The 24,230-nt window shown below is 69.5% G+C and carries 22 protein-coding genes; 15 read left to right on the top strand and 7 right to left on the bottom strand.

The features are described 5' to 3' along the window. Positions 1-44: 44 nt before the first annotated feature. Positions 45-716: a DsbA family oxidoreductase gene (locus OV208_RS04010; RefSeq protein ID WP_267572457.1), complete on the bottom strand. Its 672-nt coding sequence runs from the start codon at positions 714-716 to the stop codon at positions 45-47. A gap of 203 nt (positions 717-919) precedes the next feature. After that, positions 920-1,939: an ATP-grasp domain-containing protein gene (locus OV208_RS04005; RefSeq protein ID WP_267572456.1), complete on the bottom strand. Its 1,020-nt coding sequence runs from the start codon at positions 1,937-1,939 to the stop codon at positions 920-922. Between the two features lie 77 nt (positions 1,940-2,016). Here OV208_RS04005 and OV208_RS04000 point away from each other — a divergent pair, with 77 nt between their 5' ends. From OV208_RS04000 to OV208_RS03980, 5 genes are all read left to right on the top strand, one after another. Next, a complete protein-coding gene (locus OV208_RS04000) occupies positions 2,017-3,450 on the top strand; it encodes a sigma 54-interacting transcriptional regulator (protein WP_267572455.1) in 1,434 nt (477 codons plus the stop codon). Positions 3,451-3,488: 38 nt separating this feature from the next. After that, positions 3,489-3,812 (top strand): hypothetical protein, encoded by a 324-nt coding sequence (locus OV208_RS03995; protein WP_267572454.1) that lies wholly within the window; start codon positions 3,489-3,491, stop codon positions 3,810-3,812. Between the two features lie 82 nt (positions 3,813-3,894). Next, positions 3,895-6,789 carry an isoleucine--tRNA ligase gene (ileS, locus tag OV208_RS03990; RefSeq protein ID WP_267572453.1) on the top strand — a complete coding sequence of 965 codons (2,895 nt, stop codon included), beginning with the start codon at positions 3,895-3,897 and terminating at the stop codon, positions 6,787-6,789. Positions 6,790-6,854: 65 nt separating this feature from the next. Then, the gene (locus OV208_RS03985) at positions 6,855-9,662 is read left to right on the top strand and encodes a xanthine dehydrogenase family protein molybdopterin-binding subunit (RefSeq protein WP_267572452.1); all 2,808 of its coding nucleotides are present in this window, start codon (positions 6,855-6,857) and stop codon (positions 9,660-9,662) included. After that, a complete protein-coding gene (locus OV208_RS03980; RefSeq protein WP_267572451.1) occupies positions 9,659-10,801 on the top strand; it encodes a (2Fe-2S)-binding protein in 1,143 nt (380 codons plus the stop codon). The genes OV208_RS03985 and OV208_RS03980 overlap by 4 nt, the downstream gene beginning before the upstream one ends. An 11-nt stretch (positions 10,802-10,812) precedes the next feature. Here OV208_RS03980 and OV208_RS03975 read toward each other — a convergent pair whose 3' ends face one another. After that, positions 10,813-11,574, bottom strand: a complete 762-nt coding sequence (locus tag OV208_RS03975; RefSeq protein ID WP_267572450.1) for a Mut7-C RNAse domain-containing protein — start codon at positions 11,572-11,574, stop codon at positions 10,813-10,815. Between the two features lie 267 nt (positions 11,575-11,841). Between OV208_RS03975 and OV208_RS03970 the strand changes: the two genes are divergently transcribed. Further along, positions 11,842-13,125 carry an endonuclease/exonuclease/phosphatase family protein gene (locus OV208_RS03970; protein ID WP_267572449.1) on the top strand — a complete coding sequence of 428 codons (1,284 nt, stop codon included), beginning with the start codon at positions 11,842-11,844 and terminating at the stop codon, positions 13,123-13,125. Between the two features lie 73 nt (positions 13,126-13,198). On the opposite strand, the gene OV208_RS03965 is transcribed toward OV208_RS03970, so the two are convergent. Continuing rightward, positions 13,199-13,552, bottom strand: a complete 354-nt coding sequence (locus OV208_RS03965) for a hypothetical protein (protein ID WP_267572448.1) — start codon at positions 13,550-13,552, stop codon at positions 13,199-13,201. Between the two features lie 140 nt (positions 13,553-13,692). On the opposite strand from OV208_RS03965, the gene lspA (OV208_RS03960) reads away from it, so the two are divergent. From lspA (OV208_RS03960) to OV208_RS03935, 6 genes are all read left to right on the top strand, one after another. Beyond that, a complete protein-coding gene (gene lspA / locus OV208_RS03960; protein WP_267572447.1) occupies positions 13,693-14,328 on the top strand; it encodes a signal peptidase II in 636 nt (211 codons plus the stop codon). 32 nt (positions 14,329-14,360) lie between these two features. Then, positions 14,361-14,969, top strand: a complete 609-nt coding sequence (lspA, locus tag OV208_RS03955) for a signal peptidase II (protein ID WP_267572446.1) — start codon at positions 14,361-14,363, stop codon at positions 14,967-14,969. Between the two features lie 124 nt (positions 14,970-15,093). Next, positions 15,094-16,395, top strand: a complete 1,302-nt coding sequence (locus tag OV208_RS03950; RefSeq protein ID WP_267572445.1) for a prolipoprotein diacylglyceryl transferase — start codon at positions 15,094-15,096, stop codon at positions 16,393-16,395. A 39-nt stretch (positions 16,396-16,434) separates the two neighbouring features. Continuing rightward, positions 16,435-17,484, top strand: coding sequence for an MXAN_5187 C-terminal domain-containing protein (locus tag OV208_RS03945; RefSeq protein ID WP_267572444.1), 1,050 nt, complete (start codon positions 16,435-16,437; stop codon positions 17,482-17,484). Positions 17,485-17,497: 13 nt separating this feature from the next. Then, positions 17,498-18,019, top strand: a complete 522-nt coding sequence (locus tag OV208_RS03940) for a KdsC family phosphatase (protein ID WP_267572443.1) — start codon at positions 17,498-17,500, stop codon at positions 18,017-18,019. A 307-nt stretch (positions 18,020-18,326) separates the two neighbouring features. Continuing rightward, positions 18,327-18,713 (top strand): hypothetical protein, encoded by a 387-nt coding sequence (locus OV208_RS03935; protein ID WP_324291339.1) that lies wholly within the window; start codon positions 18,327-18,329, stop codon positions 18,711-18,713. A gap of 7 nt (positions 18,714-18,720) precedes the next feature. On the opposite strand, the gene OV208_RS03930 is transcribed toward OV208_RS03935, so the two are convergent. Then, positions 18,721-19,548, bottom strand: a complete 828-nt coding sequence (locus OV208_RS03930) for an SDR family NAD(P)-dependent oxidoreductase (RefSeq protein WP_267572441.1) — start codon at positions 19,546-19,548, stop codon at positions 18,721-18,723. Between the two features lie 181 nt (positions 19,549-19,729). Between OV208_RS03930 and OV208_RS03925 the strand changes: the two genes are divergently transcribed. From OV208_RS03925 to OV208_RS03915, 3 genes are all read left to right on the top strand, one after another. After that, on the top strand, positions 19,730-19,984 hold the full coding sequence (locus OV208_RS03925) for a hypothetical protein (RefSeq protein WP_324291338.1): 255 nt from the start codon (positions 19,730-19,732) through the stop codon (positions 19,982-19,984). Then, positions 19,981-20,901, top strand: coding sequence for a tetratricopeptide repeat protein (locus OV208_RS03920; protein ID WP_267572440.1), 921 nt, complete (start codon positions 19,981-19,983; stop codon positions 20,899-20,901). Before OV208_RS03925 ends, OV208_RS03920 begins: the two co-directional genes overlap by 4 nt. A 103-nt stretch (positions 20,902-21,004) precedes the next feature. Further along, entirely contained in the window at positions 21,005-21,754 is a 750-nt protein-coding gene (locus OV208_RS03915) for an SDR family NAD(P)-dependent oxidoreductase (RefSeq protein ID WP_267572439.1), read from the top strand. Between the two features lie 10 nt (positions 21,755-21,764). Here the strand turns inward: OV208_RS03915 and OV208_RS03910 are convergent, their stop codons facing one another. After that, the gene (locus OV208_RS03910; protein ID WP_267572438.1) at positions 21,765-22,673 is read right to left on the bottom strand and encodes a DUF6929 family protein; all 909 of its coding nucleotides are present in this window, start codon (positions 22,671-22,673) and stop codon (positions 21,765-21,767) included. A 30-nt stretch (positions 22,674-22,703) separates the two neighbouring features. Beyond that, a complete protein-coding gene (gene mgtE, locus OV208_RS03905) occupies positions 22,704-24,032 on the bottom strand; it encodes a magnesium transporter (RefSeq protein ID WP_267572437.1) in 1,329 nt (442 codons plus the stop codon). Between the last annotated feature and the right edge of the window lie 198 nt (positions 24,033-24,230).

Below are 24,230 nucleotides of genomic sequence, written 5' to 3'. Positions count from 1 at the left end.
GCGCCTTCGTCCAGGAACGAAGGCGCGCCGCGCGGGGATGCGGATCAGTGAACCAGCCGCTCGGCGGAACCGGAGCGCGGCAGGGTCACCTTGCCCAGGCACGCGAGGATGTGCTCCCGGTACTCGGTGAGCTCCCGCAGGCCGCACAGCATCCACCGGCCGCCGATGACGAGCGTGGGGACGCCCCTCACGCCGCGGCTGTTGGCCAGCCGGTGCTCGTCGTGGATGAGCCGGCGCGTCTCTTCCGAACGGAAGGCCGCGGAGAACTGGTTCATGGACAGGCCCACGCGCGATGCCAGCTCGAACACCACGTCCGAGCGCGACACGTTGACGCCCTGTTCCAGCGCCGCGCGTTGCATGGCCCGCGCGAGGAAGGCCCGCGCCTGCGGACCCTGCAATCGCGCGGCTTCCAGCGCCGCCAGGGCCGGCACGCTGGAGCGGGGAGGGTCTCCCCCCAGCCACAGGTCCGTGGAGAGCAGCGCGGCGGTGGGTTCGGTTTCGCGCTGTGCGCGCTTCACCTCCTCCACCAGTCCGCGCACTTCGCGCTCCGTGGGCAGCACGTCGTGCAGCCGCAGCGGGTAGGGCCGCACACTCCAGCGGACGGCTTCGCCAAACTCCTGGCGAAGCACGTCCAACCGCAGGTCGGCGAGGTAGCACCAGGAACACAACACATCCTGGTAGACGGTGATCTGCAGCGGCTTGTGCAGCGTTTTCATCGGGGGTCGCCAGATTAGAGGCGCATCCCCGTCGCTGCCAACACCCCCTGACAAACCACGCCGGTTGGCATTCCCGTATTCCTGTGGAGCATGCAAGGCACCGTGCGCACCGTGAGCCTTCGCACGCATGCCATGAAGCAGGCGGGCAGGCTCCAAATGCTGCTCGTGTGCCTGCTGTCACACCATTAGGCGGCACGCTGTCGCTAGGTGGCTCGCCCCGCGCGCGCGACGAGCGCGCTGCCCCGGGTCCCCGCGTACACCAACGCGTGCTCCACGATTTTTCCGGCGATGTCCTGACCGGTGGCGCCCTCCAGGCCCTCGAAGCCGGGGCTGGAGTTGATCTCCATCAGGCGCGGCCCGTTGCGGCCCTCCAGCATGTCCACGCCCGCGACCTCCAGCCCGATGATGCGCGCCGCCTTCACCGCGGCCTCCATGTAGTCCGGGGGCAGGACGATGGCGCGGCCCTCGCCGCCCCGGTGGATGTTGGAGCGGAACTCGCCCTTCTTCGCCTTGCGGCGCATGGCGCCCACCACCGTGTCGCCCACCACCAGCGCGCGCACGTCGCGGCCTTCGCTCTCCGCGACGAACTCCTGCAACACAATCTCCTGGCCCAGGTCCCAGAAGGTGTCGAGGATGGTCTGCACCTCCGGCAGCGTGTGGGCGATCATCACGCCCACGCCCTGGGTGCCCTTGATCAGCTTGATGATGACGGGCAGGCCCCCCACCTCATGCACCAGCTTGCGCACGTCGCCGCGATCATGCGCCATCACCGTCTTGGGCATGTCCAGGCCCGCGCGGGCCAGGAACTGGAGCGCGCGCAGCTTGTCGCGGCTGCGCGCGATGGCCGTGGGGGGGTTGAGCACCGGCACGTCCATCATCTCGAAGTGGTTCACCACGGCCAGGCCGTAGGCGGTGATGGACGCGCCGATGCGCGGAATCACCACGTCCACGCCCTTCACCTCCGCACCGCGGTACGTCATGCGAGGCCGGCCCTGGGCCAGCATCAGGCAGCAGCGCAGCGTGTCGAAGACAACGGCCCGGTGCCCGCGCGCCTTGATGGCCTCCACCAGCCGCCGCGTCGAAAACAGCGAGCGCTTGCGGGACAGGATGGCCACGGTCTTCTTGGCGCGGGGCCGGCGTGGGCGCGGTGCGTCGCCACGCTCGGGTGCCTGCGCTCCAGGCGGGACGGGCGCTTTCTTCGGCTTCACTTTTCGGGGGGGCATGCGGGGCGCGGGACACTAGCACGCACGGACCGTCAGGCATGGTGAGTGGGCGCCCTTTGCTATCCTCGCGTTCACTGATGACCGCCTCCAACCCGCATCCCGACGACATCCACACGAATCCCGGCGACGTCGGACTCGAACTGGCGTCCCAGTCCTCCCTGCTCGGGGAGACGCAGGTGGTGGATCCGCGCGCCAGCGTGAAGCTGCACAAGTGCCGGCTGCTGGTGACGGCGGGGCCGGACACCGGGCGCTCCATGGCCAGCGACAAGGAGCGGCTCAGATGCGGCGCCCACCCGGGCAACGACCTGGTGCTGGTGGAGGACCGCACGGCCAGCCGCCACCACTTCGAGGTCCAGTACACCGAGCGCGGCTACCTGCTGGTGGACCTGAACTCCACCAACGGCACCTTCCTGGACGGCCGGCGCATCGAACGGGCCTACCTGTCCCCGGGTTCGCAGATCCGCGCTGGCTCCTCCGTCATCACCTTCGCCCCGCTGGAGGAGGAGGTGGCGGTGGAGCCCGACCGCGAGGGCGAGCTGTGCGGCATGGTGGGCCAGAGCGTGAAGATGCGGCAGGTGTTCGGGCTCATCAAGCGCATCGCGCCCATGGACGTGTCCGTCATCATCCAAGGGGAGACGGGCACCGGGAAGGAGCTGGTCTCCAGCGCCATCCATGAGCTGTCCGGCCGCAAGAAGGGCCCCATGGTGGTGCTGGACTGCGGCGCCATCCCGCCCAACCTCATCGAGAGCGAGCTGTTCGGCCATGAGAAGGGCGCCTTCACCGGCGCGGTGTCCGGCCGCCCCGGCGCCTTCGAGCGCGCGCAGGGCGGCACCATCTTCCTGGACGAACTGGGCGAGCTGCGCCTGGACCTGCAACCCAAGCTGTTGCGCGTGCTGGAGAACCGCGAGGTGCGCCGGGTGGGCGGCAACGACGTCATCGAGGTGGATGTCCGGGTCATCGCCGCGACCCACCGCGACCTCGTGAAGGAGATCGCCGCGGGCAACTTCCGCGAGGACCTCTACTTCCGCCTGTCCGTCATCAACATCCAGCTACCGCCGCTGCGCCAGCGCCGCGACGACATCCCGCTCATCCTGAAGCAGGCCCTGGCGGAGCCGGAGGTGGTGGACAAGCACGGCCGCAAGCGCTTCTCCGCGGAGGCCATGGGCCTGCTGATGGCCTATGCGTGGCCCGGCAACGTGCGCGAATTGATGAACGTCCTGTCGCACGTGCTGACCTTCTCCGAAGGGGAGGAGATATTGCCCTCCCACCTGCCCCCGCGTGTCCGGGGCCAGGCCCGTGAGGGCCCGCTGCCCTTCAACGAACACCTGGCCTTCAAGGACGCCAAGGAGCAGTTGTTGGAGAACTTCGAGCGCGAGTACGTCACCAGCGTCCTCACCCGCTGCGAGGGCAACCTGTCCCGCGCGGCCCGGGAGAGCGGGCTGCACCGCAAGTCCATCGAGCGGCTGGTGAAGAAGTACCAACTGGACGCCAAGGGCCTGAAACCGCGGTGAAGTAGAGTTCTCGCCCTGCGTCGGACATCATCATGACCATGAAGACCCGAACCGCTGTGCGTGGCTGGATGGGAGCACTGACCCTGGGCGTCGCCTTTCTGGCCCCGCCGGCATTCGCTGGCGCGCCCAATCAGTGCCAGACGAACTGCAACCAGAAGGTGGGGGGGCAGATGCAGTCGTGCACCCTCTCCTGTCCCAAGCCGGGCAGTACGGCCGCGAAGGACAGCCAGGCCTGCATGCAGCGCTGCGCCGTGAAGATGAAGACCGCGATGACCAAGTGCAACAAGAAGTGCCCCAAGGGCGGCCCCAAGGCCAAGCCGCAGCACACCGGGCACGACGACGACGACGGTCACGACGAGTGACGGCGCCTGGCGGGTGGGGCGCCACGCGCGCCCTTCGTCCGCGTTGAAGCCCTGGCGCGAGGGTGTTACGGCCGCTGGAGCCATGAGCGACGCCCCCTCCCGCAAGGACCTCGACGCCACCGTCCACCTGCCGCGCACGGAGTTCCCCATGAAGGGGAACCTGTCGCAGCTCGAACCACGCCTGCTGTCGTGGTGGGCGGAGCGCGGGGTGTGGAAGCAGTTGCTGGAGAAGAACGCCGGCCGGGAGCCCTTCGTGCTGGCGGACGGGCCCCCGTACGCCAACGGCCACCTGCACGCCGGGCATGCGCTCAACAAGGTGCTGAAGGACATCGTGGTGAAGTACCGGAACCTCTCCGGACGCCCGTGTGACTTCATCCCCGGTTGGGACACGCACGGCCTCCCCATTGAACAGGCGGTGGAGAAGCGGCTGAAGGAACAGAAGCTCGACAAGCGCACCCTGTCGCGCGACGCGCTGCTGGAGCGCTGCCGCGAATACGCGCTGGAGTTCGTGGACATCCAGAAGGCGGAGTTCCAGCGGCTGGGCGTCTTCGGCACGTGGGACGCGCCCTACAAGACGCTCGACTTCACCTACGAGGCGCAGGAGCTGCGCGAGCTGGCCACGTTCGCGCGCCGGGGCATGCTGTACCGCCGCAAGAAGCCGGTGGCGTGGTGCCTCCAGGACCAGACGGCGCTCGCCGAGGCGGAGGTGGAGTACGCGGAGCACACCTCGCCGTCCGTGTACGTGGCCTTCGACGCGGGGGCCTCGTTGGGTGAGAAGCTGCCGCAGCTGCGTGGCCAGCGCGTGTCCTTCGTCATCTGGACCACCACGCCCTGGACGCTGCCGGCGAACCTGGCCATCGCGGTGAACCCCACGTTCGAATACGTCTTCTACCGGCTGGAGGACCGCGTCCTGTGCGTGGCCAAGGACCTGCTCGCCAAGGTGCTGGCGGAGGTGAAGGCGGACGAGCTGGCGGTGAAGCACGTGCAGCTTCCCACGGGGGAGGTGTCGTCCCCGGCGCTGGTGGACCCCTCGCGCATCCTCGCGTACGCGACGGGCGAGGACCTGGAGCACGTGACGTATCAACACCCGTTCCTGGAGCGGCAGGGGCGCGTGGTGCTCGGCGGACACGTCACCCTGGACGCGGGCACGGGGCTGGTGCACACGGCGCCGGGCCACGGGCAGGAGGACTACGAGGTGGGCCTCGCGTACGGGCTGGACATCTACAACCCGGTGCGCGCGGACGGCCGCTATGACGACACGGTGGGCGAGGTGCTCGCGGGCCGGCGCGTCTTCGAGGCCAACCCTGTCGTGTTGGACCTGCTGGTGCAGCGGGGCGCGCTGCTCAATGACAAATCAGACACCCTCACGCACAGCTATCCGCACTGCTGGCGCTGCCACCAGCCCGTCATCCAGAGCGCCACCTACCAGTGGTTCATCCCCATGGACGCGGCCTTCCACGGCGCGCAGACGTTCCGGGAGGCGGTGCTGGAGCAGGTGGACCAGGTGCGCTGGGTGCCGTCGTGGGGCCAGTCGCGCATCCGGGGCATGCTGGAGGGCCGCCCGGACTGGTGCATCAGCCGGCAGCGCAGTTGGGGCGTGCCCATCCCCATCGCGTACTGCGACGGGTGCGACGACGCGGTGGTGTCTCCAGAGGTGATGGAGCGCGTGGCGGCGGCGGTGGAGAAGGAAGGCGCGGGCGTGTGGTACCGCACGCCAGTGAAGGACTTCCTCGGGGAGGACTTCCGGTGTCCGCGCTGCGGCAAGGGGGACTTCCACCGCGAGACGGACATCCTGGACGTGTGGTTCGACTCGGCGTGCATGGCCTCCGCGGTGCTGGCGAAGCGGCAGCGCGTGCCGGCGGACCTGTTCCTGGAGGGGAGCGACCAGCACCGGGGCTGGTTCCATTCCTCGCTGCTGGTGTCGGTGGGTGCGCGCGACGTGGCGCCCTACAAGGCGTGCCTCACGCACGGCTTCGTGGTGGATGGCCACGGCGAGAAGATGTCCAAGAGCCGGGGCAACACGGTGGCGCCGGACAAGGTCATCCAGCAATACGGAGCTGAGGTGCTGCGGCTGTGGGTGGCGGCCAGCGACTACCGCAACGACGTGCGCCTGTCGGACGCCATCCTCAAGGGGCTGTCGGAGGGCTACCGGAAGATCCGCAACACCTTGCGCTACGCGCTGGGCAACCTGCACGACTTCAATCCGGCGAAGGACGCGGTGCCGGCGGAGGCGCTATCGCCGTTGGACCAGTGGGCGCGCGGACGGCTGTCGCAGGTGGTGGCCCGGGTGCGGCAGGCGTACGAGGACTACGAGTTCCACCTCGTCTACGCGACGGTGGTGGACTTCTGCGCCAATGACCTGTCCGCCGTGTACTTCGACATCCTGAAGGACCGGCTCTACACGGCGAAGGCGGACGGGCCCGCGCGCCGGGGAGCGCAGACGGTGCTGCACGAAGTCGTCACCGTGCTGCTGCCGCTGCTCGCGCCGGTGATGAGCTTCACGGCGGAAGAGGCGTGGCAGCACCTGCCGGGCGAACACACGGAGAGCGTGTTCCTGGCGGGCTTCCCGGAGCCGAAGGGCGCGATGGCGCCTGGCATCGCGGAGCGGTACGCGAAGCTCTTCGCGGTGCGCAGCGCGGTGCAGGGCGTGCTGGAGGTGGCGCGGCGGGACAAACGCATTGGCGCGTCCCTGGAGGCTCGCGTGGTGCTGTCGGCGGGAGGCGCGGTCGCGGAGCTGCTCCAGGCGCATCTGCCGGAGCTGCCCGGGCTGTTCATCGTGAGCCAGGTGGAATGGGAGGAGACGGCCTCCGACGCGGCGACGGCGCTGGAGGTGTCGCAGGCGTTTGGCGACGGCGCGTCCCTGTCCGTGGAGGTGCTGCCCGCGAAGGGGACGAAGTGCCCGCGCTGCTGGGTGTATTCGGAAGCGGTGGGGCAGGGCGGCGAGGTGTGCCTCAAATGTCGGGAGGCGTTGGCCTGAAGACAGACGGCTCATCCTGAGGGGATGTATGCCCATATTCTGGGTGTGTTAGTTCATGGGGGCACATGCCTCCATTCCTCGGTGACCGTGAAGACAAGGTCCGCGGCAAGAAGGTCTACGGACGCGATTTCAACACGCGCGACCTGGGTTGGGAGGGGGCGTGCCGCCACGTCTACCTGCTTCGCGTCACCTTCGCGGATCGCAAGTATCTGGGCCTGGATGACGCGCGGCTGTTGGAGGTCTTCACGCTGCTGGGAGTCCAACCGCCGGAGATCATCCAGGCCACGGACCTCCACGCGCGCGCTTTCACGGCGCCGTACAGACAGAAGGACTCCAGTGGCAGGCCCCGGACGGTCGTGCATCCGGCCCAGGGGCTCGCGCTGGATGACAAGAGCGTGGTGCCCGATTTCTTCGGGCTGTACTGGCTGACCCCGCCTGGCGGCTACGCGGACAACATCGGTCAGCCCGTGGCCATCCTCCTGTTCCGCGAGAGCAACGACCTGCGGAAGTTCGCCACCTGGAACCGGGAGCCGAGCCGACATGAAGGCAGTCCCCTGCTGCGCTTCGATGCCAGCTCGCGGGTGGAGTGGCAACAGGACATCCAGCGGCTCGTCAATCCGCTGCTGGGCGCGAGGGCCTTCAATGAAGAGGCCATCTACGGCGCCACCCACTTCATCCGCAGCCAGGTGAAGGACAACGAGTTCTCCGCCCAGGGCCACAAGGACCACGACCCCGACGCGCTGGGGCCGGACGTGGACCCCGCGAAGCGGGCCATCAACCTCCAGGCGAACAAGGCACGCGAAGCCATCCGCAGGTCCGTCTCCGAGGAGGGGATGACCGTGTTGCGCCGGACCTTCTTCAGCCAGAGCATCGATCCGATGTTCATGGAGCTGGAGACGGGCCTCGCCTTCCTCACCCGGGATGATGAATGCAAGCGGGTCATGCGCATCGCGGCGGGGACGCAGTCTCCGCGCAAGGACCGGGAGGGCGTGGAGACGCTCACCGCCCTGTGGCCCGAGGGTGAGGCCCCCAGGGTCGAGCTGAAGACCTATCCGATTGGCGGCGGCTTCGGGGGACGGGACCTCTCCACCTTCTCGATGTACCTGGCCCTGGCGGCCTTCTTCTGCGACGGGCCCGTGCGGCTCGCCTTCGACCGGTACGAGCAGTTCCTCTGCGGCATCAAGCGGCACGCCGCCGTGCTCCAGAACGTGCTGGCCTATGGGCTCAAGGATCCCCAGGACCCGAAGTCCGGCTACGTCCTGCACTCGCTCGACTCGACCATCTACATGGATGGCGGCGGCGTGCTGAACCTCACCAAGCCCGTCGTGCAGTTGTGCGCCCTCCACGCCGCCGGGCCGTACCGCTTCACGCACAACGCCATCAGCGGCTACGGCATCAGCACGGACGGCGCGCCCTCGGGGTCGATGCGCGGCTTCGGCATCCCGCAGGCGGCCTTCGCCATCGAGTCCATGATTGACGAGGTCGCGAGCGCTGTCGGCGCGGATCCAATCGCGTTCCGGCGTGAGAAGCTGCTCACGACGAACGACGTCGACGTCTCGGGCTTCGAGCTGCGGCACCGGCTGGACACCGAGCGCATCTGCGAACTCGCGCAGAGGGAGCCGCTCTGGACCGGGCGGGAAGCGAAGCGGGCCGAGTACGCCGCCCGGGGCAACGGGCTGGTGAAGTACGGCGTCGGGTTCGCCTGCGCGATGCAGGCGATTGGCACCAGCGAGGACGCGGTCTTCGCCGAGGTCAGCGTCAGCTCGACCGGCGAGGTGACGGTACGCTCCACCGCCATCGAGATGGGCCAGGGCAGTGAGACCTCGCTCGCCATCGCCACCCGACCGCTGCTGGGCCGCGAGGCGTCCCGGGTCGTCCTGGGGGTGCTGGGCCGCTTCGACCACGACACCATCCAGTTGAACAAGGCCCCCTACGCCCCGGGGCAGCCTCGGAACACGCCGAAGCTCGACAACACGATGAGCGCTTCGGTGACGGCGTTCTTCCACATCCACGCGGTCGAGGAGGCCGCGCGGGTCGTCTTCGATCACGGCTTGAAGCCGTGCGCGGCGGACATCTGGGGCGACGTCCCGGAGGACGCCCGCTGGGAGGATGGGAAGCTGGTCGCTCCGGGACGGCCCCCCATTCCCATGGAGGAACTCGCGGCCAGGGCCCATGCCCGGGCGAAGGAGGACGGGCTGTGCACCGGCGCCATCGTGCACACCTACTACCGCAACGCGTACGCCTGTTCGGAGTACACGCTGGGGGGCACGACGCGGCTGCGCTACATCGACGGGCTCGCCGTCCTCCACGGAGGCGACGCCGAGGACGTGAGGGGCTACCAGCACGTCACCCGGGTGGACGTGCCCTACGACGGGGTCGCGAACGACGCGAAGCACCACATCCGGAGCGTCTACGCTTCGGCCGGTCACCTCATCGCGGTCACGGTGAACACGCGCTCCGGGGTGATTGATGTCGTGGACGCGGTCACCCTCCTGGACGCGGGCGACGTCCACCACCAGAGAATCCTCGAGGGACAGGTGGAGGGTGGCTTCGCGATGGGGCTGGGGATGACCCTGTTCGAGAACGTCCCGCCCGCGCCCGTGGGCGTGGACGGCCGGCTCAACCTGCACCGCTATCCGGTGCCCCGCGCCACGCACATGCCCCCCTCGGGCGTGCAACTGCGGCTGCTGCCGATCCCCGAGGGGCAGCAGATCCTGCGCTCCGGTCCTCCCATCCGGAAGAAGGGGATCGCCGAGGCCGTCATGACGACGGTGATGCCGGCCATCGCGAACGCGGTCGCCCATGCCACGGGAGCACGTCTGGGCGTGCTGCCCCTCACGCCAGCGCGTGTCCTGGAGGGACTGAAGCCATGACCGGAACTCCCAAGCGCACCGAGCGCGAATACACCCTCCACGTCAACGGCATCCCGAGGACCGTCGTCGCGTCGGGGCAGGACCTGCTCGTCGACGTGCTGCACGAACAGCTGGACCTCACCGGCACGAAGCTCAGCTGCGGCATTGGTTCGTGCGGGGCCTGCAAGGTCGTGGCGCAGAAGGCGCCCGGCAGTCCCAAGATGGCCATGTTGGCGTGCTACGCGCGCATGGACTCCATCGAAGGGCTGCACTTCACGACGGTGGAGGGCCTGTCGGGACCGGGCGAGGAGCTCAGCCCGCTCCAGCGGGAGTTCCTGGAGTGCTATTCCTTCCAGTGCGGGTTCTCCACGCCGGGCTTCCTGATGGCGGCGGACGTGCTCATGGATCAGCTCGCCCGCGGGCCCATTCCGGCGGCCCAGTTGGACAACCGCATCCGTCAGGCCATCTCCGGGAACGTCTGTCGTTGCACGGGGTACGTGAAGTACGCCGAGGCCATCAAGAAGACCGTGCTCGCCGACCCGCGGCTCACCTGTGAGACGCCGGGGCCGGCGGAGCCGCAGCGCTCGGTGGTCACCTTCCGGGTGCGCAAGCAGTCCTCGAACGACCTGGAGGAGAAGGCGCTCGTGGGCTTCCTGGACGAGGTGGATGCGACGATCCGGTTCGAGGAATGGCTTCGGTTGGACACCTGCACCGCGCAGGTGAGCGCCAGGACGCGCTCCGTGCGCACGGGAGAGCCGGTCCGCGACTTCAACCTGGGGAAGTTCTTCTTCAAGACCATCGAGTCCGTGGACTTCACCCTGGACTCGGTGGACGCGCTCGACGGCCGCTACCAACTGGACGCGGTGCCTTTCGGCACGGCCATCCCGGTGAACATCCAGGGGCGCGTCAGTGCGCTCGGCATCCGGCTGCCGGTGACGGCGGACGCGGTGGTGACGGTGCTGGAGGGCACGAGCCTGCGCATCGTCTCACGCGCTCCGGTGACGCTCGACATGCGGGACCTGGGCTTCTTGGTGGATTCCTTCGCCGAGGAGTTCTTCCTCCGGCTCGCGCGCACGGTGGAGATCACCTTCGACCTGGTGCTGGAGAAGAACGAACCCCGGGGCCCGAAGGTGTGGGCCACGGTGCCCCGGAGCCGCTAAAGCCCGCGACCTCAGGTGCCGACGGTTTCCAACCGGCGCAGCGTGTCCACCAGGGCCTGCATGCGGTCGTGGTGGGTGCCGGGCCAGAAGACGCGCTGGCAGCCGGGACACTGGCGGAAGTGGGAGTGGCGTCCAGCCACGCCTTCGGGGACGCGGCCCTGCACCTCGTCCGGCGTGGCGGTGGACAGCGGCGCGTTGCAGGCCATGCAGCGGCTGAAGGGCCGCATGCGCGACGTCAGTTCGTAGCGGCGCACCACCTCCACCAGCTGGTGCGCAGGGTCGGTGGCGCGCGGGAAGTAGCCGTGCACCACCTCCGAACGCTTGAGCACGCCCAGGTCCCGCGTGAGCAGCACGCGCGACTCCTGACGGGACAGGCGCGCCAGATGATCATCCGCGGAGTCGTTGCGCCACAGGGTGTCGAAGCCGAGCATCCGCAGGAAGCCCGACAGCCGCCCCAGGCCCACGTCCAACACGAAGCGAGGCATCTCCGGGAGCGGCGGTCCCACGCGGGACTCCGGTGGAACCCGGGGCGCCTGGAGTGCGGGGTAGACGACGAGGCTCGTGTCCGCTTGCGCGCGGTGCTCGAAGCCCACCGCTTCACCGTCCACCAGCACCACGTCCACCTCCGGGTGCGGCGGCCCCAGCGACTCGATGAGGTCCTTCACCGAAGGGCTGCCCTGCAGGGCGTGCGTGAACGCCACGTTCCGGCGCTCCGGCGCGAGGAAGTCGTTCAGTGCGCCGTGGAAACGCACCATGAGCTGCCGTGGTGACATCGTGGACTCCTCACGTCCTGTTGCGTCGTATCGCTGCGTTGTATCGCTGTGTCGTCGACTGTTTTGGCGATGCCTTTCTTTGAATTCAAGTCTTCCGCAGATACGTGCGGGCGAGGGCTCTCGGATTCTGCGAAAGGAGAGAGAAAAACCTCACGGGCGGTCAGAGGACAGCCAACCTGCAAACTTCTATAATCACGCGCAAGTCGGCGTGCCGAAGCCGACGGGTCACCCCCTCGTCACCCTCGGAAGCAAGGATTCAGGTCCCGCATGTCCATGAAGCTCCCCCCGATTCTCCGCGCCCTCGTGGCGGTGGGGGCCCTGGCGACCGCCTGCGGCCCGGGTACTGAGCCCGCCACGCCTCCGGACTCTGGAACCTCGGCCGATGCCGGAGCCCGGAACGACGCGGGCACTGGGACGGATGCTGGCAGCAGCACGGTCGATGCGGGCGACGTGGAGGATGCCGGTCGCTCGATCGACGCGGGCCCGGACGCCGATGCGGGCTCCGAGACCGACGCGGGCACGACGAGCGACGCGGGTACGACGGTCGATGCCGGTACGACGGTCGATGCCGGTACGACGAGCGACGCGGGCACGACGAGCGATGCCGGTACGACGGTCGATGCCGGTACGACGAGCGACGCGGGCACGACGAGCGACGCGGGCACGACGAGCGATGCCGGTACGACGAGTGACGCGGGCACCACGGACGCGGGCTCTGACGACGCGGGCACCACGGACGGTGGTTCGGACACGGATGGTGGCTACACGAAGATCCGCATCATGGCGGCCAACATCACCAGCGGTAATGGCCAGGACTACGACCAGGGTCACGGCATCCGGCTGATGCAGGGCGTGAAGCCCGACGTCGTGCTCATCCAGGAGTTCAACTACAAGGCGAACTCCGCGGCGGAGATCCGCGAGATGGTCGACACGACCTTCGGCCCGGGCTTCTCGTACTACCGCGAGACCGGCGCGCAGATCCCCAACGGCATAATCAGCCGCTACCCCATCATCGAGTCGGGCGAGTGGAAGGACACGCAGGTGTCCAACCGTGACTTCGCCTGGGCGCGCATCGACATCCCGGGGCCGCACGACCTCTGGGCCGTCAGCGTGCACCTGCTCACCAGCGGCTCCGGCGTCCGCAACACGGAGGCCACCAACCTGGTGAAGTTCATCAAGGACAATGTCCGGGAGTCCGACTACCTGACCATCGGCGGCGACTTCAACACCGACAGCCGCTCCGAGTCCTGCCTCACCACCTTCAAGCAGGTGGTGACGACCGTCGGGCCGCACCCGGTGGACAAGAACGGCAAGGACGGCACCAACGCGAGCCGCGCCAAGCCGTACGACCACGTGCTCGTGGACAACGACCTGTACCAGTACCGCGTGCCCACCGTGATTGGCGCCAGCTCCTTCGCCAACGGGCTCGTGCTCGACAGCCGCGTCTACACGCCGCTGTCGGAGATCTACCCGGCGCTGTCCAGCGACAGCGGCGCCTCCAACATGCAGCACATGGGCGTGCTGAAGGACTTCCTCACGCCCAACTTCTAGTCGGTGGATGCGACACGGCCGGGCACCGGAAGTCCTTCGGTGTCCGGCCGGAGTCCTCGCCTTCAGAAGCGCTTCAGAAGCTCCACTTGTGCTTGTTCTTCGCCAGGAAGCGCGCCACTGGCGGAATGCGGGCGATGAGCGGCGTGAGCACGAACACCGCCGCCAGCCGCAACGGCTTCACCGCCTGCGACGCGATGTAGGCAGCGCCCCAGGCGCCCGCCTGCGCCCCGGTGCTCTCCGGCCGGAAGCCCGCGCGGATGGCCGCCCAGAAGCCCACGATGACCAGGCCGAAGATGACGTAGTTCACCGCGATGGCCAGCGGGCCGTAGTCCACCATCAGCGCCTTGAAGCGCGCCATCAACGACGGCTTCGCCGCCGGGGCGGTGGTGGTTTCGGGTGGGGCAATGTCGGGAGCGGAAGGTTTCACGTCGGGCTCAACAGGCGCCATGGGCGCACCATGCCCGAAAGACGCGGCGTCCGGGAGTGCGGAGGCAGGCGGCCCGGCGGGCGCCTTGAAGGCCCCGGGTTGTCAGGGCTCCCGGGGGCGCGATAGAGGTCTGACACCGCATGAAAGCCTCCCTCCGCCTCCTCCTCGTCGTGGTCCTCGCCGTGCTCGCGGCGGATCAGGTGACCAAGTACCTGGCCGTGTCCCGGCTGACGGAAGCACTGGACGGCCGCGAAGGCATGGCGCGCGTGTCCGGCTTCCTGAGCGAGCAGAACCTGGACAACGACCCTCCGAAGGAGGGCGAGTTCCGGCGCAACACGCGGCCGTACCGCTTCATCGAGGACTACTGGCACTTCCGCTACGTGGAGAACCCGGGCGCGGCGTGGGGCATGTTCGCCAACCTGCCGGACACGGCGCGCAAGGCGTTCTTCCACGTGGTGAGCCTGGCGGCGCTGACGTTCATCCTGGTGCTGTACCGGCGCACGGACGCGTCCCAGAAGTCGGTGCGGCTGGCGCTGGCGCTCATCACCGGCGGCGCGCTGGGCAACTTCGTGGACCGGCTCATCCGGGGCTACGTCATCGACTTCATCGACTGGCACTGGCGCAACCAGCCGGGCATGCGCTGGCCCACGTTCAACGTGGCGGACGCGGCCATCGTGGTGGGCGTGGCGCTGATGCTGCTGGACTCCGTGTGGGCGCGCCGGCCGGAGGAGACCGTCGCCACCCCGCCGCTCACCCCCCAGAGTCCTCAGCCGTGACGGGCCGGGGTGGGCTGGTATAAGCCGTCCCCGTGCCGCGCAAATACGTCATCCTCCTCGCCCTCACGCTGGGCGTCATCGTGCTGGACCAGTGGACGAAGTATCTGGTCGTGCGGGACCTCACCACCCGCTTCGACGGGGCCACCACGCTGGGGCAGCGCCTGGGCGCGATGTACACGCCCGCGGAGGCGGCCGGCCGCTACGGGCTGCACTTCCAGCCCCGCAGGCACGTGGAGGTGGTCGATGACTTCTTCCGCCTGCGCTACGCGGAGAACCCCGGCGCCGCGTGGGGCATGTTCCGCGACCTGCCGCCCCACGTGCGCGGCCCGCTCTTCCATCTGGTGAGCCTGGGCGCGGTGCTGCTCATCGTCTTCTACTTCCGGAAGCTCACCGGGACGGACCCCGCGGAGAAGTGGGCGCTGTGGGGCCTGCCGCTGGTGCTGGGCGGCGCGCTGGGCAACTACATCGACCGGGTGGCCCGGGCCTTCGTCATCGATTTCCTGGAAGCGCATTGGTACGACAAGGCCGCCTGGCCGTCGTTCAACGTCGCGGACGCGGCCATCGTGGTGGGCGTGGGCATGCTCGTGGTGGACGCCTTCGTCCGCAAGGAGAAGCCCCCCTCCGAACCCGCCAAGGCCTGACGCCTGTTGTCGTGCGTGGCCGGTGCGCGGGAATGTCCCGCCCGGCCGCTCGGGTTGTCCCCGCCGTTTCCCGGGCGCGGTCCGTCGTCGCGGTCCGCCTTCTCGCCGCCCGGCCGAGGTCTCCATGCTCCCCGTCCTCCTGCGCCTCACCTTCACCAGCCTCTGGATGCAGCTCCTGCTGTACGCCGTCGCGGTGGGGGTGGTGTCCTCCATCGCCTTCAACGGCTGGCAGGGCGCGGTGGGGCCGGTGGATGCGAAGAGCGACAAGGCCGCGCCCGCGTCGCTCCAGGACAAGCTGCTGCGCGCCCTGGGCTTCGCCGCCATTGGCGCGGCGCTGGCGTACTTCGGCCTGAAGTACGCGCTGCCCGCGGACGCCTTCCCGGGAGGCAAGGGCGAGGGCATCCCGCTGCACACCTACGGCGTGCTCCTGGCCGCCGGGTTCATCTGCGCGGTGTCGGTGGCGGGGCGGCTGGCGCAGGACGAGTGGCGCCGGGTGACGTTCGTGGAGGGCCGAGGCTTCGTGGACACGGAAGGGCCCCTGCGGCGCGAGCAGGTGCTGGACATGGCGTTCTGGGCGCTCGTCGGTGGGCTCGTGGGCAGCCGCGTGCTGTTCGTGATGGTGAACTGGCAGGACTACGCGAAGGACTGGACGCAGGCCTTCTCCCTGGGCGGCGGGCTGGTGTTCTACGGCGGCCTCATTGGCGCGGGGCTGGCGGCGTACCTGTTCGCCCGGAAGTACGACCTGGACTTCCTGCGGCTGGCGGATGTGTGCATCCCCACCGTGTCGCTGGGCCAGTGCCTGGGGCGCCTGGGGTGCTTCTCCGCGGGCTGCTGCTGGGGGGACATGGCGGGCAGCCACTCCCACACCGGGGTGACCTTCCCCGGCGCCGGGGTGGCCCAGGACCTGTTCGGCCGGCTGGGGCACGCGTCCAGCCTGGCGTATGGCTCCCAGGCGGGGGATGACCGCTTCATCGTGGAAGCCACCGGGCAGGTGCTCCACCAGGCGGCGCCGGGCGCGGTGCGCATCTCCGACTGGGTGGCCCAGCACGGCACCACGCTGCCGGTGTACCCCACGCAGCTCTTCGAGTCGGTGGGCCAACTGGGGCTCTTCGTGGCGCTGCTGTACGCGCGGCGCTTCCGCCGCTTCCACGGGCACATCTTCGCCCTGTGGCTGATGGCCTACGCCGTCCTGCGCACCACGGTGGAGCTGTTCCGGGGCGACGTGGAGCGCGGCACCCTGCACGGCCTGCTGGAGTCGCTGGGGGCCCAGGGGCTGGCGGCGGCGGTGCCCCTGGAGGCCTGGTACAACGTGTCCACCAGCCAGTTCATCTCCCTGTGCATGTTCACCTTTGGCGCCATCCTCCTGGGGCGCCACCGACCGGCGGGTGAGGTCGCTGGCCTGGGACCGACACCGTCGGCGGCCTGAGGTTGCGAGCCGCGCCCGGGTTGAGGACACTCCCGATACATGCCGCCGCCCGATAACGCCCGGTCCGCCAACAAAGGTGGAGCCCGGCCCGCGCAGGACGCCAGCTCCTCCAGCGAAGCCGCCCTTCAGGAGTGCGAGGCGCTGGAGGCGGAGCTCGCGGAGCTGCGCCACACCTACGAGCAGTACTTCCTGGGCATGGAGCGGCAGGCGCCCATCCGCGCGCACGAGGACCTGAAGAAGCGGATGGTCCGCCTCAAGGGCGCCTTCGTGCGCAGCACGTCGGTGAAGTTCCGCGTGCAGACCATCCACAACAAGTTCCTCACCTACGAACGCTTGTGGGTGCGCACCATCCAGGAGATTGAGGCCGGCACCTACCACCGCGACCTGGCCAAGGCCCGCCGTCGCTCCGAGTCCGCGAAGAAGCCCGCCGCCGCCGGTGAGCGCCGCAAGGACGTGGTGGAGCTGCCGGAGGAGATCTCCGACATGGAGATCGAGGAGATTGAAGAGCTCACGGGCCGCCGGCCCATCAACGAGCCCAAGGTCCCCGGCCGTCCGGTGAACGAGCCCGCGGTGGCGGCTCCGGCGGCCGGCACGCCGTTCCGGGGCACGCCCGCGGTGGCGCCCGCCGGTGGCACGCCGTTCCGGGGGACGCCCGCGGTGCCGGGTGTTCCGGCGGTGGCGGGGGCCGCGAAGCTGCCTTCGCTGACGCCCGCGGTGCCCTCGGTGGCAGGGGGCACGCCGGCGGCGGGACGTCCCGCGGTGCCTCCGGGCATGGCCGCGAGGACAGCGGCACCAGCGGCGGGTGCGCCCGCGCGTCCCGGGGTGACGGCGCCCCTCGCGGCTCCCCGGCCGGCGGCGGCCGGTCCTGGTGGCGGCATGTCCGACGACAAGCTGCGCGCGGTGTACGACGCCTATGTCACCGCGAAGCGCCGCTGCCAGGAGGACACGTCCAAGCTGTCCTACGAGTCGGTGGCGGCCACGCTGCGCAAGCAGGTGCCGGAGCTGCTCAAGCAGCACAACGCGAAGGCCGTGGAGTTCAAGGTCGTCATCAAGGACGGCAAGGCCTCGCTCAAGGCCGTGCCCAAGTAGAGGGGCGGTTGCGATGAACCAGGACCTGGAAGCGCTCAAGGCGCGGGTGGCGCGCCTGTCGGTGATGATCTTCGACATCGACGGCACGCTCACCGACGGACGCATCTTCTGGGTGCCCAACTCCGGCTGGACGCAGATGTACAGCGTGCGCGACGGCATGGGCATCAAGCGCCTGCAGGAGGTGGGCATCGAGGTGGCCGCCATCTCCGGGGGCGACAGCCTCTCCGCGCAGATGCGCATGCAGTCACTGGGCTTGCGCCACGTGCACTTCGGCAGCAGCGACAAGGTGGCGCACTTCGAGAAGCTGCTGAGCATCCTCGATGTGTCCGCCGAGCACTGCGGCTACATGGGGGACGAGGTCGTGGACCTGCCGCTGCTCAACGCGGTGGGCTTCTCCGCCACCGTGCCCGAGGCCCCGGACGAGGTGCGCTCCAAGGTGCACTACGTGGCCCAGCGCGCCGCGGGCTTCGGCGCCGCGCGCGAGGTGTGTGAGTTCATCCTGAAGCACCGGGCGCGCATCGCTCCGGTGCGCTGAAGAGGGAAGCACTTTCGAGGGGGGCGCCCTGTCCCCGTCGCCGGAGTCGTGACGGCTCCTTCCAGCGGAGGACCGCGAACGTGACAGGGCCCACCTGTGAAGGGTCTGGGGGCCGCGCAACACTGGAACGGGGGCCCTTCTGACTCATCGTCAAACCGGAGGGAGGGGTAAATGGCCCAAACGTTCGTTCCTGAAAACGCCTGCACCCCCATCGTGAGTCCAGGTTGTCGCTCCCGGAGGCCGTTCCTACCTTGCGCTGCCTGACGGTCGGTGGACGACCCGAGACACCTGGGAGGCGACGGTGGGGATGCGGCGGACGTGGCTCGGACTGACAGCGGTCGTGGGGCTCGCCGTCTCCACCGGATGCGGGGGACCGACCCCGGAAGACGCCGAAGCGCGGCTCGCGGTGCTGGAGGCCGAAGGCAAGCAGATGGACCAGGCCCTGGACGCGGTCGAGGACCGGCTCATGGGCAGCCAGGGCCGGCTGGCGATGTGGAGCGAATTGGGGCGGCGTCACCAGGAAGTCAGCGTCGTCCAGTGCAAGGTGGCGGACGCGCACCTCGCCGCCATCATGAAGCACTACGACAAGCAGGACCAGAAGGCGCGGATGGTGAAGCAGCGCAACTCGATGGCGTCCGTGGACACCGCCGTGCTCACCTCCGGCAAGGCGCCAGCGCAGCAGGGCCGCCCCTAGAGTCCGCTCAACCTCCGCGGGCCATGCGCGCGCGGAAGTGCTTGTCCACGGCGATGACGCCGTGGAGGAACAGCTCGGGCATCCACCGGCGCATGCGCCAGAACCAGCGCGCATCCATCATGGGCAGCACGTGCGGTGCGTTCCGGTCCACGGCCGTGAGCAACCGCGCGGCCACCCAGTCCGGTCCTATCTTCGAACCATCCACCAGCCTCGCGCCCATGCCCTTCAGCGTCGCATCCGAATAGCGCGCTGACGCGGCGATGTTCGTCCGGAAGAACGTGGGGCACGCCACCGTGACGCCCAGGCCCAGCGGCTTGAGCTCCGCGTACAGCGTCTCCGACAGCGCGACCACGGCGGCCTTGGACGCGTTGTAGGCCGCCAGGTGCGGCGCGAAGATGAGCCCCGCGGCGGACGCGATGTTGAGCACGTGCCCCGTGCCCTGCCTGCGCAGGCGCGGCACGAAGGTGTGGCAGCCGTGGATGACGCCCCACAGGTTCACGTCCAGCACGCGCCGCCACTCCACGAGCGGCAGGTCGCCCACGTCTCCCACCGCGCCCACGCCCGCGTTGTTGACGAGCAGGTCCACGCCGCCGAACGCGTCCTCCGCCGCGCGCGCCAGGGCCTCCACCGCTTCCGGGTCCGTGACGTCGCACGGGAACACGCGCGCTTCGCCGCCGCGTTCGGTGACGCGGCGGGCGGTCTCCTCGGCCGTGGCCGGGTCTACGTCCGACACCAGCACCCGCGCCTGACGGGCCGCCAGGGCTTCACACAGCGCGCGGCCCAGGCCGCTTCCGGCGCCAGTCACCACCGCGCGAGGACGTGAGGGAAGGCTCATGGTTTCAGGGCTCCTGGCAGGGGCGACGGGGGACGTCGTGACGCGACAGGGCTAGCACGCCTGGAGAGGGGGTGGCCATGCACCGGCAGGGGCTCCTCCGGGGAGTCCACGTTTTTCGACGGGCGGGCAGGCGGGCGCACGATTCGTGACCCGGGGGCGGAAGTTGGCTAGAACCTGGACCGTGCAATGCGCCTGGTTCGGAGCAGTGGCGGTGGTGTCGGCCATGCTCCTGGGATGCAACAACCTGGAGTCCTGCGGCTCCACGTCGGTGGACATCACCCGGACGGACGGGAGTCTCTACCGTTGCGTCACGTCCGAGGACTGTCCCCGGACCTCGCGCGTCTCCGTGTGCGTCACGGATGTGTCCTCGGAGCGTGAATGCGTGCGCTGCGACGAGACGCGCTGCGTGCGCCTCATCCCGGAGTCGTGCGAATGAAGCAGGCAGCCCGGCGCTGGATGTTCACGTTGGCGGTGGGGACGCTGGCCGTCACGGGCTGCCGCGACAAGCCGGTGGACCACATGCAGCGCGCGCGGGACGCCATCTTCGAGAAGCGTCCGGACGAAGCGCTGGTGGAGTACCGCAAGGCGTACGACATGCTGCTGCGCGACGAGACGCCGGAGGCGCTGGTGATGCGCGCCCGGGCCCTCAAGGGCGCCGCGGACGTGTACTGGCTGGAGCAGCGCAAGGTGAAGGAGGCGGTGTCCGTCTACCGCCAGCTCATCCAGCAGTGCCCGGAGTCCCCGGAGGCGCTGGACGCGCGCATCATCCTGGCGGAGCTGCTGCGGGTGCACTACCGCGACCTGCGCGGCTCCATCGACCAGCTCACCGCCGCGCTGCACCGCAACCCGCCGCAGGGCGCGGAGCTCCAGTACCAGGTGGCCAAGCTCTACTTCGAGCTGGCGGACTATCCGCAGTGCGAACTGGAAGCGCGCAAGCTGCCGGAGCGCTTCGCCACCAGCGCGTACGTGGATGACTCCATCTACCTCCAGGCGCAGGCGCTGGCCATGCTGGAGGGCAAGCGGCAGGAAGCGCTGCGCACCTTCGCGGACCTGCGCTCGCGCTTCCCGGACTCGGAGCTGGCGCCGCACGCCCTCTTCGAGATGGGCAAGCTGCGCGCGGACGCGGGCGACAACGAGAAGGCCATCGAGACCTGGGTGGAGACGCTCAAGACGCACCCGGATCCGACGCTCGTGCAGGATGCCATCGTGCGGGCGCGCCGCCGGTTGGCGAACCTCACGGTCGAAGGCATCGGCAAGAAGGAAGTGGCGTTTGACCGCGCCAAGCAGGCCCGCACCTCCGTGGAAGCCATGGGAGGCACCGCCGAGGAAGCCGCCCGCGACCGCGGGGACTGAACCTTCCGTGCGGCGCATTCGCGTGCGCCGTCCTCCCACGCATGCGATGTAACGGTGAGGCCTGGCCCTGTCGGGCCGGGCATCTCTTCGTGGGAGGAATCACATGAACGTGCTGGTGACAGGGGCCACCGCGGGTGTGGGGCTGGCCGTCGCGCGCCGCTTCGTGAAGGAAGGCGCGCGCGTCATCGCCACCGGACGCCGGGGCGAGCGGTTGGACGCGCTGAAGGCGGAGCTGGGAGACAAGCTCCTGCCGGTGACGCTGGACGTGACGGACCGGGCGGCCGTTCAGAAGGCCTTCGATTCGCTGCCCGCGGACTTCGCGCAGGTGGACGTGCTGGTCAACAACGCTGGGCTCGCGCTGGGGTTGGACCCCGCGCAGACGGCGCGGCTGGAGGACTGGGACGTGATGGTGGACACCAACGTCAAGGGACTCCTGTACTGCACGCGCGCGGCGCTGACGGGCATGGTGGCGCGTGACCGGGGCCACGTCATCAACATCGGCTCCATCGCGGGGGAGTTCCCCTATCCGGGGGGCAACGTGTACGGCGCGACGAAGGCGTTCGTGCACCAGTTCAGCCTGAACCTGCGCGCGGACCTGCACGGCACGGCGGTGCGCGTGACGGACATCGAGCCGGGGCTCCTGGGCGGCACGGAGTTCTCCAACGTGCGCTTCAAGGGCGATGACGCCCGCGCCGCGTCGCTGTATGCGAACACGCAGCCGCTCACGCCGGAGGACATCGCGGACACGGTGCACTGGGTGGCCTCAAGGCCCGCGCACGTGAACATCAACGTCATCTCGATGATGCCGGTGGCGCAGGCGTTCGGCCCGCTGCCGGTGAAGCGCCAGGCCTGAGGCTTTCTTCTCAGCCCGGCACGGGCAGCACGGCTTCCAGCAGCGGCGCGGGCACCGACGGGTCGTCCGCGTCCGCCACGAGCAGCAGGTGGATGCGCCCACCCTCCACGCGCGCGTCCACGCCCTCCAGCTTCACGCCCGCGTCCACCGCGTCCAGGTACACCGGCGTCCCATCCGGCGCGAGCACGCCCACCGCGGAGCCCTTCACCGGGCCATCCGCCACGCGGTCGCGCGAATCCTCCGCCGTGGCGGTGAACACCACGCGCCCGTCCGGCAGCGCCGACGCGTCCGTGAAGGACAGCCGGACGCCATTGGCTTCTCCCAGCTCCCACCGGCGCACGCTGCGCACCGCCGCCGGCCCCAGCGCGCCCGAGTCCACGCCGCCCAGCACGCGGTCCAGGTCCAGGTCCACCAGCGCGTCCACGCCACCGTCGCCGTTGCCCCGGTTGAGCAGCCGCAGGAACCGGCCCGTCACCGCCGCGCCTTCCACATTGAGCGCCACCAGCTCGCGCTCCAACTGCACGTACAGCCCCGTGCAGTCCACCGTGCGAGGCGGCCCCGCGAGCGTCCCGTCCGCGTTCAAGGGCAGCACCGACGCCCGGCGCCGCACCGGCGTTGAACCCGAGGGCAGCGCCAGCAGCGCGCCATGCGCGAACGTTGCGGAAGGGCCCAGCCGGCACAGCGCCTCCAGGTCCGGCTTCGCGGCCTTGCGCTCCGCGTGCCCGTCCGGAAGCTCCCCCGGAAAGAGGCGCACGGTGTGGCCCGGCGCGTCCCCGGTGGCGGGGAACACGGCCAGGTGGAGCGCGTCGTCCGCGACCACGTAGAGCCAGTCCCCCGCGCGCACCAGCCCGCTGGCGGCGGAGATGAAGCCCTGTGTGCCCGACAGGTTCAGCGTGCGCCGCGAAGTGGTGACGATCATGGAACGGCCTCCAGGGCGCGGCGTGGCGGATTACAGCAGGGTGCCGCGCAGGAAGAGGCTCGCCGCCGTGAAGTAGATGACGAGTCCCGTCACGTCCACCAGCGTGGCCACGAAGGGCGCGGACGCGCTCGCGGGGTCGAAGCCCACGCGCCTGAGGATGAACGGCAGCATGGAGCCGGACAGCGTCCCGAACAGCACCACACCCACCAGCGACACGCCCACGGTGAGGCCAATGACCACCGCATGGTCCCCATAGCTGTGGAACAGCGCCTGCCACACCATGACGCGGATGAAGCCCACGAGGCCCAGCACCGAGCCCAGCGCCAGCCCCGTGCCCAGCTCCCGTCGGGCCACGCGCCACCAGTCCTTCAGCCGCATCTCCGACAGCGCCAGCGCGCGGATGATGAGCGTGGTGGCCTGGCTGCCGGAGTTGCCGCCCGAGCTGATGATGAGCGGGATGAAGAGGCTCAACACCACGGCGCGGGCAATCTCATGCTCGAAGTAGCCCATCGCCGTGGCGGTGAGCATCTCGCCCAGGAAGAGCACCATCAGCCAGCCGGCGCGCTTCTTGAGCATCGCCAGGAAGCCGACGTCGAAGTACGGCGCGTCCAGGGCCTCCATACCGCCGACCTTCTGGATGTCCTCCGTGGCCTCTTCCTGGACCACGTCCACGATGTCGTCCACCGTGACGATGCCCTTCATGCGCAGGGCTTCGTCCACCACGGGCATGGCCATGAAGCTGTGTTCGGAGAAGGTGCGGCTCACGGCCTCCTGGTCGGTGTTCTCCGCCACGGTGATGACATCGCGTTGCATGACGTCCGCCACGCGCTTGTCCGGCGCGGCCTGGAAGAGCTGGCGCAGGGACAGCACGCCCTGCAGGCGCTGCTCGGCGTCCAGCACGTAGGCGTAATAGACGGTCTCCACCCGCTCACGCGCCTGCTTGCGCAGGTAGCCGATGGCCTCGTCGATGCTCATGTCCGGGCGCACGCGGGCGAAGCGCGGATTCATCAGACCGCCGGCGTCGTCCTCCGCGTAGGCCAAGAGGACGTTCACCTCGCGGCGGCTGGCGTCGTCGAGCTGCGACAGGATGGCGTTGACCTGGTCGGGCTCCACCGCCTGGACCAGGTCGGCCAGGTCGTCCGGGGGAAGCAGGCGCACCCAGGTGCGGCGCTCGCCCTGCGGCAGGCTGAGGATGAGCTCGGCCTGTTCTCTCGCGGACAGCCCCAGGAAGAAGTCGTCCGCCACCGCCGCGGGCAGCAGGCGGAAGCCTTCCAGGCGCTCGTCCACGGACAGCACGGCCCAGGCCTCGTGGAGCTCGTCGGGGGACAACGCGTTCTGGCTCTGGGGACTCTCCACCATGAAGTGCCTCGGAAGGGGAGGGTGCGCGCGCTCCGATGCGAGGCGCGCCGGCCTCTCTACACCCCTGAGGAGGACACGGCGAGTGGAAGGCGCGAAACATCGCCCTGAAATTTCGCCCGCCTGCCTGGTCCGTCCATCGTCTCCTGGCCAGGGCCGCAGGGCCCCGGGGTCATGTCTGCCTTCGCGGCCTGTCTTCCC

The organism is Corallococcus sp. bb12-1 (assembly GCF_026626765.1).
Lineage (GTDB): Bacteria > Myxococcota > Myxococcia > Myxococcales > Myxococcaceae > Corallococcus > Corallococcus terminator.
This window is presented reverse-complemented; position numbering and strand designations above follow the sequence as displayed.

Coding starts and splice junctions, on each gene's coding strand:
- OV208_RS03945 (WP_267572444.1), top strand. CDS start 16,435: ATGCCGCCGCCCGATAACGCCCGGTCCGCCAACAAAGGTGGAGCCCGG.
- OV208_RS04005 (WP_267572456.1), bottom strand. CDS start 1,939: ATGCCCCCCCGAAAAGTGAAGCCGAAGAAAGCGCCCGTCCCGCCTGGA.
- OV208_RS03975 (WP_267572450.1), bottom strand. CDS start 11,574: ATGTCACCACGGCAGCTCATGGTGCGTTTCCACGGCGCACTGAACGAC.
- lspA (WP_267572447.1), top strand. CDS start 13,693: ATGAAAGCCTCCCTCCGCCTCCTCCTCGTCGTGGTCCTCGCCGTGCTC.
- OV208_RS04000 (WP_267572455.1), top strand. CDS start 2,017: ATGACCGCCTCCAACCCGCATCCCGACGACATCCACACGAATCCCGGC.
- OV208_RS03980 (WP_267572451.1), top strand. CDS start 9,659: ATGACCGGAACTCCCAAGCGCACCGAGCGCGAATACACCCTCCACGTC.
- OV208_RS03985 (WP_267572452.1), top strand. CDS start 6,855: ATGCCTCCATTCCTCGGTGACCGTGAAGACAAGGTCCGCGGCAAGAAG.
- OV208_RS03935 (WP_324291339.1), top strand. CDS start 18,327: ATGCGGCGGACGTGGCTCGGACTGACAGCGGTCGTGGGGCTCGCCGTC.
- OV208_RS03995 (WP_267572454.1), top strand. CDS start 3,489: ATGAAGACCCGAACCGCTGTGCGTGGCTGGATGGGAGCACTGACCCTG.
- ileS (WP_267572453.1), top strand. CDS start 3,895: ATGAGCGACGCCCCCTCCCGCAAGGACCTCGACGCCACCGTCCACCTG.
- OV208_RS03910 (WP_267572438.1), bottom strand. CDS start 22,673: ATGATCGTCACCACTTCGCGGCGCACGCTGAACCTGTCGGGCACACAG.
- OV208_RS04010 (WP_267572457.1), bottom strand. CDS start 716: ATGAAAACGCTGCACAAGCCGCTGCAGATCACCGTCTACCAGGATGTG.
- mgtE (WP_267572437.1), bottom strand. CDS start 24,032: ATGGTGGAGAGTCCCCAGAGCCAGAACGCGTTGTCCCCCGACGAGCTC.
- OV208_RS03970 (WP_267572449.1), top strand. CDS start 11,842: ATGTCCATGAAGCTCCCCCCGATTCTCCGCGCCCTCGTGGCGGTGGGG.
- OV208_RS03920 (WP_267572440.1), top strand. CDS start 19,981: ATGAAGCAGGCAGCCCGGCGCTGGATGTTCACGTTGGCGGTGGGGACG.
- OV208_RS03930 (WP_267572441.1), bottom strand. CDS start 19,548: ATGAGCCTTCCCTCACGTCCTCGCGCGGTGGTGACTGGCGCCGGAAGC.
- OV208_RS03915 (WP_267572439.1), top strand. CDS start 21,005: ATGAACGTGCTGGTGACAGGGGCCACCGCGGGTGTGGGGCTGGCCGTC.
- OV208_RS03950 (WP_267572445.1), top strand. CDS start 15,094: ATGCTCCCCGTCCTCCTGCGCCTCACCTTCACCAGCCTCTGGATGCAG.
- OV208_RS03940 (WP_267572443.1), top strand. CDS start 17,498: ATGAACCAGGACCTGGAAGCGCTCAAGGCGCGGGTGGCGCGCCTGTCG.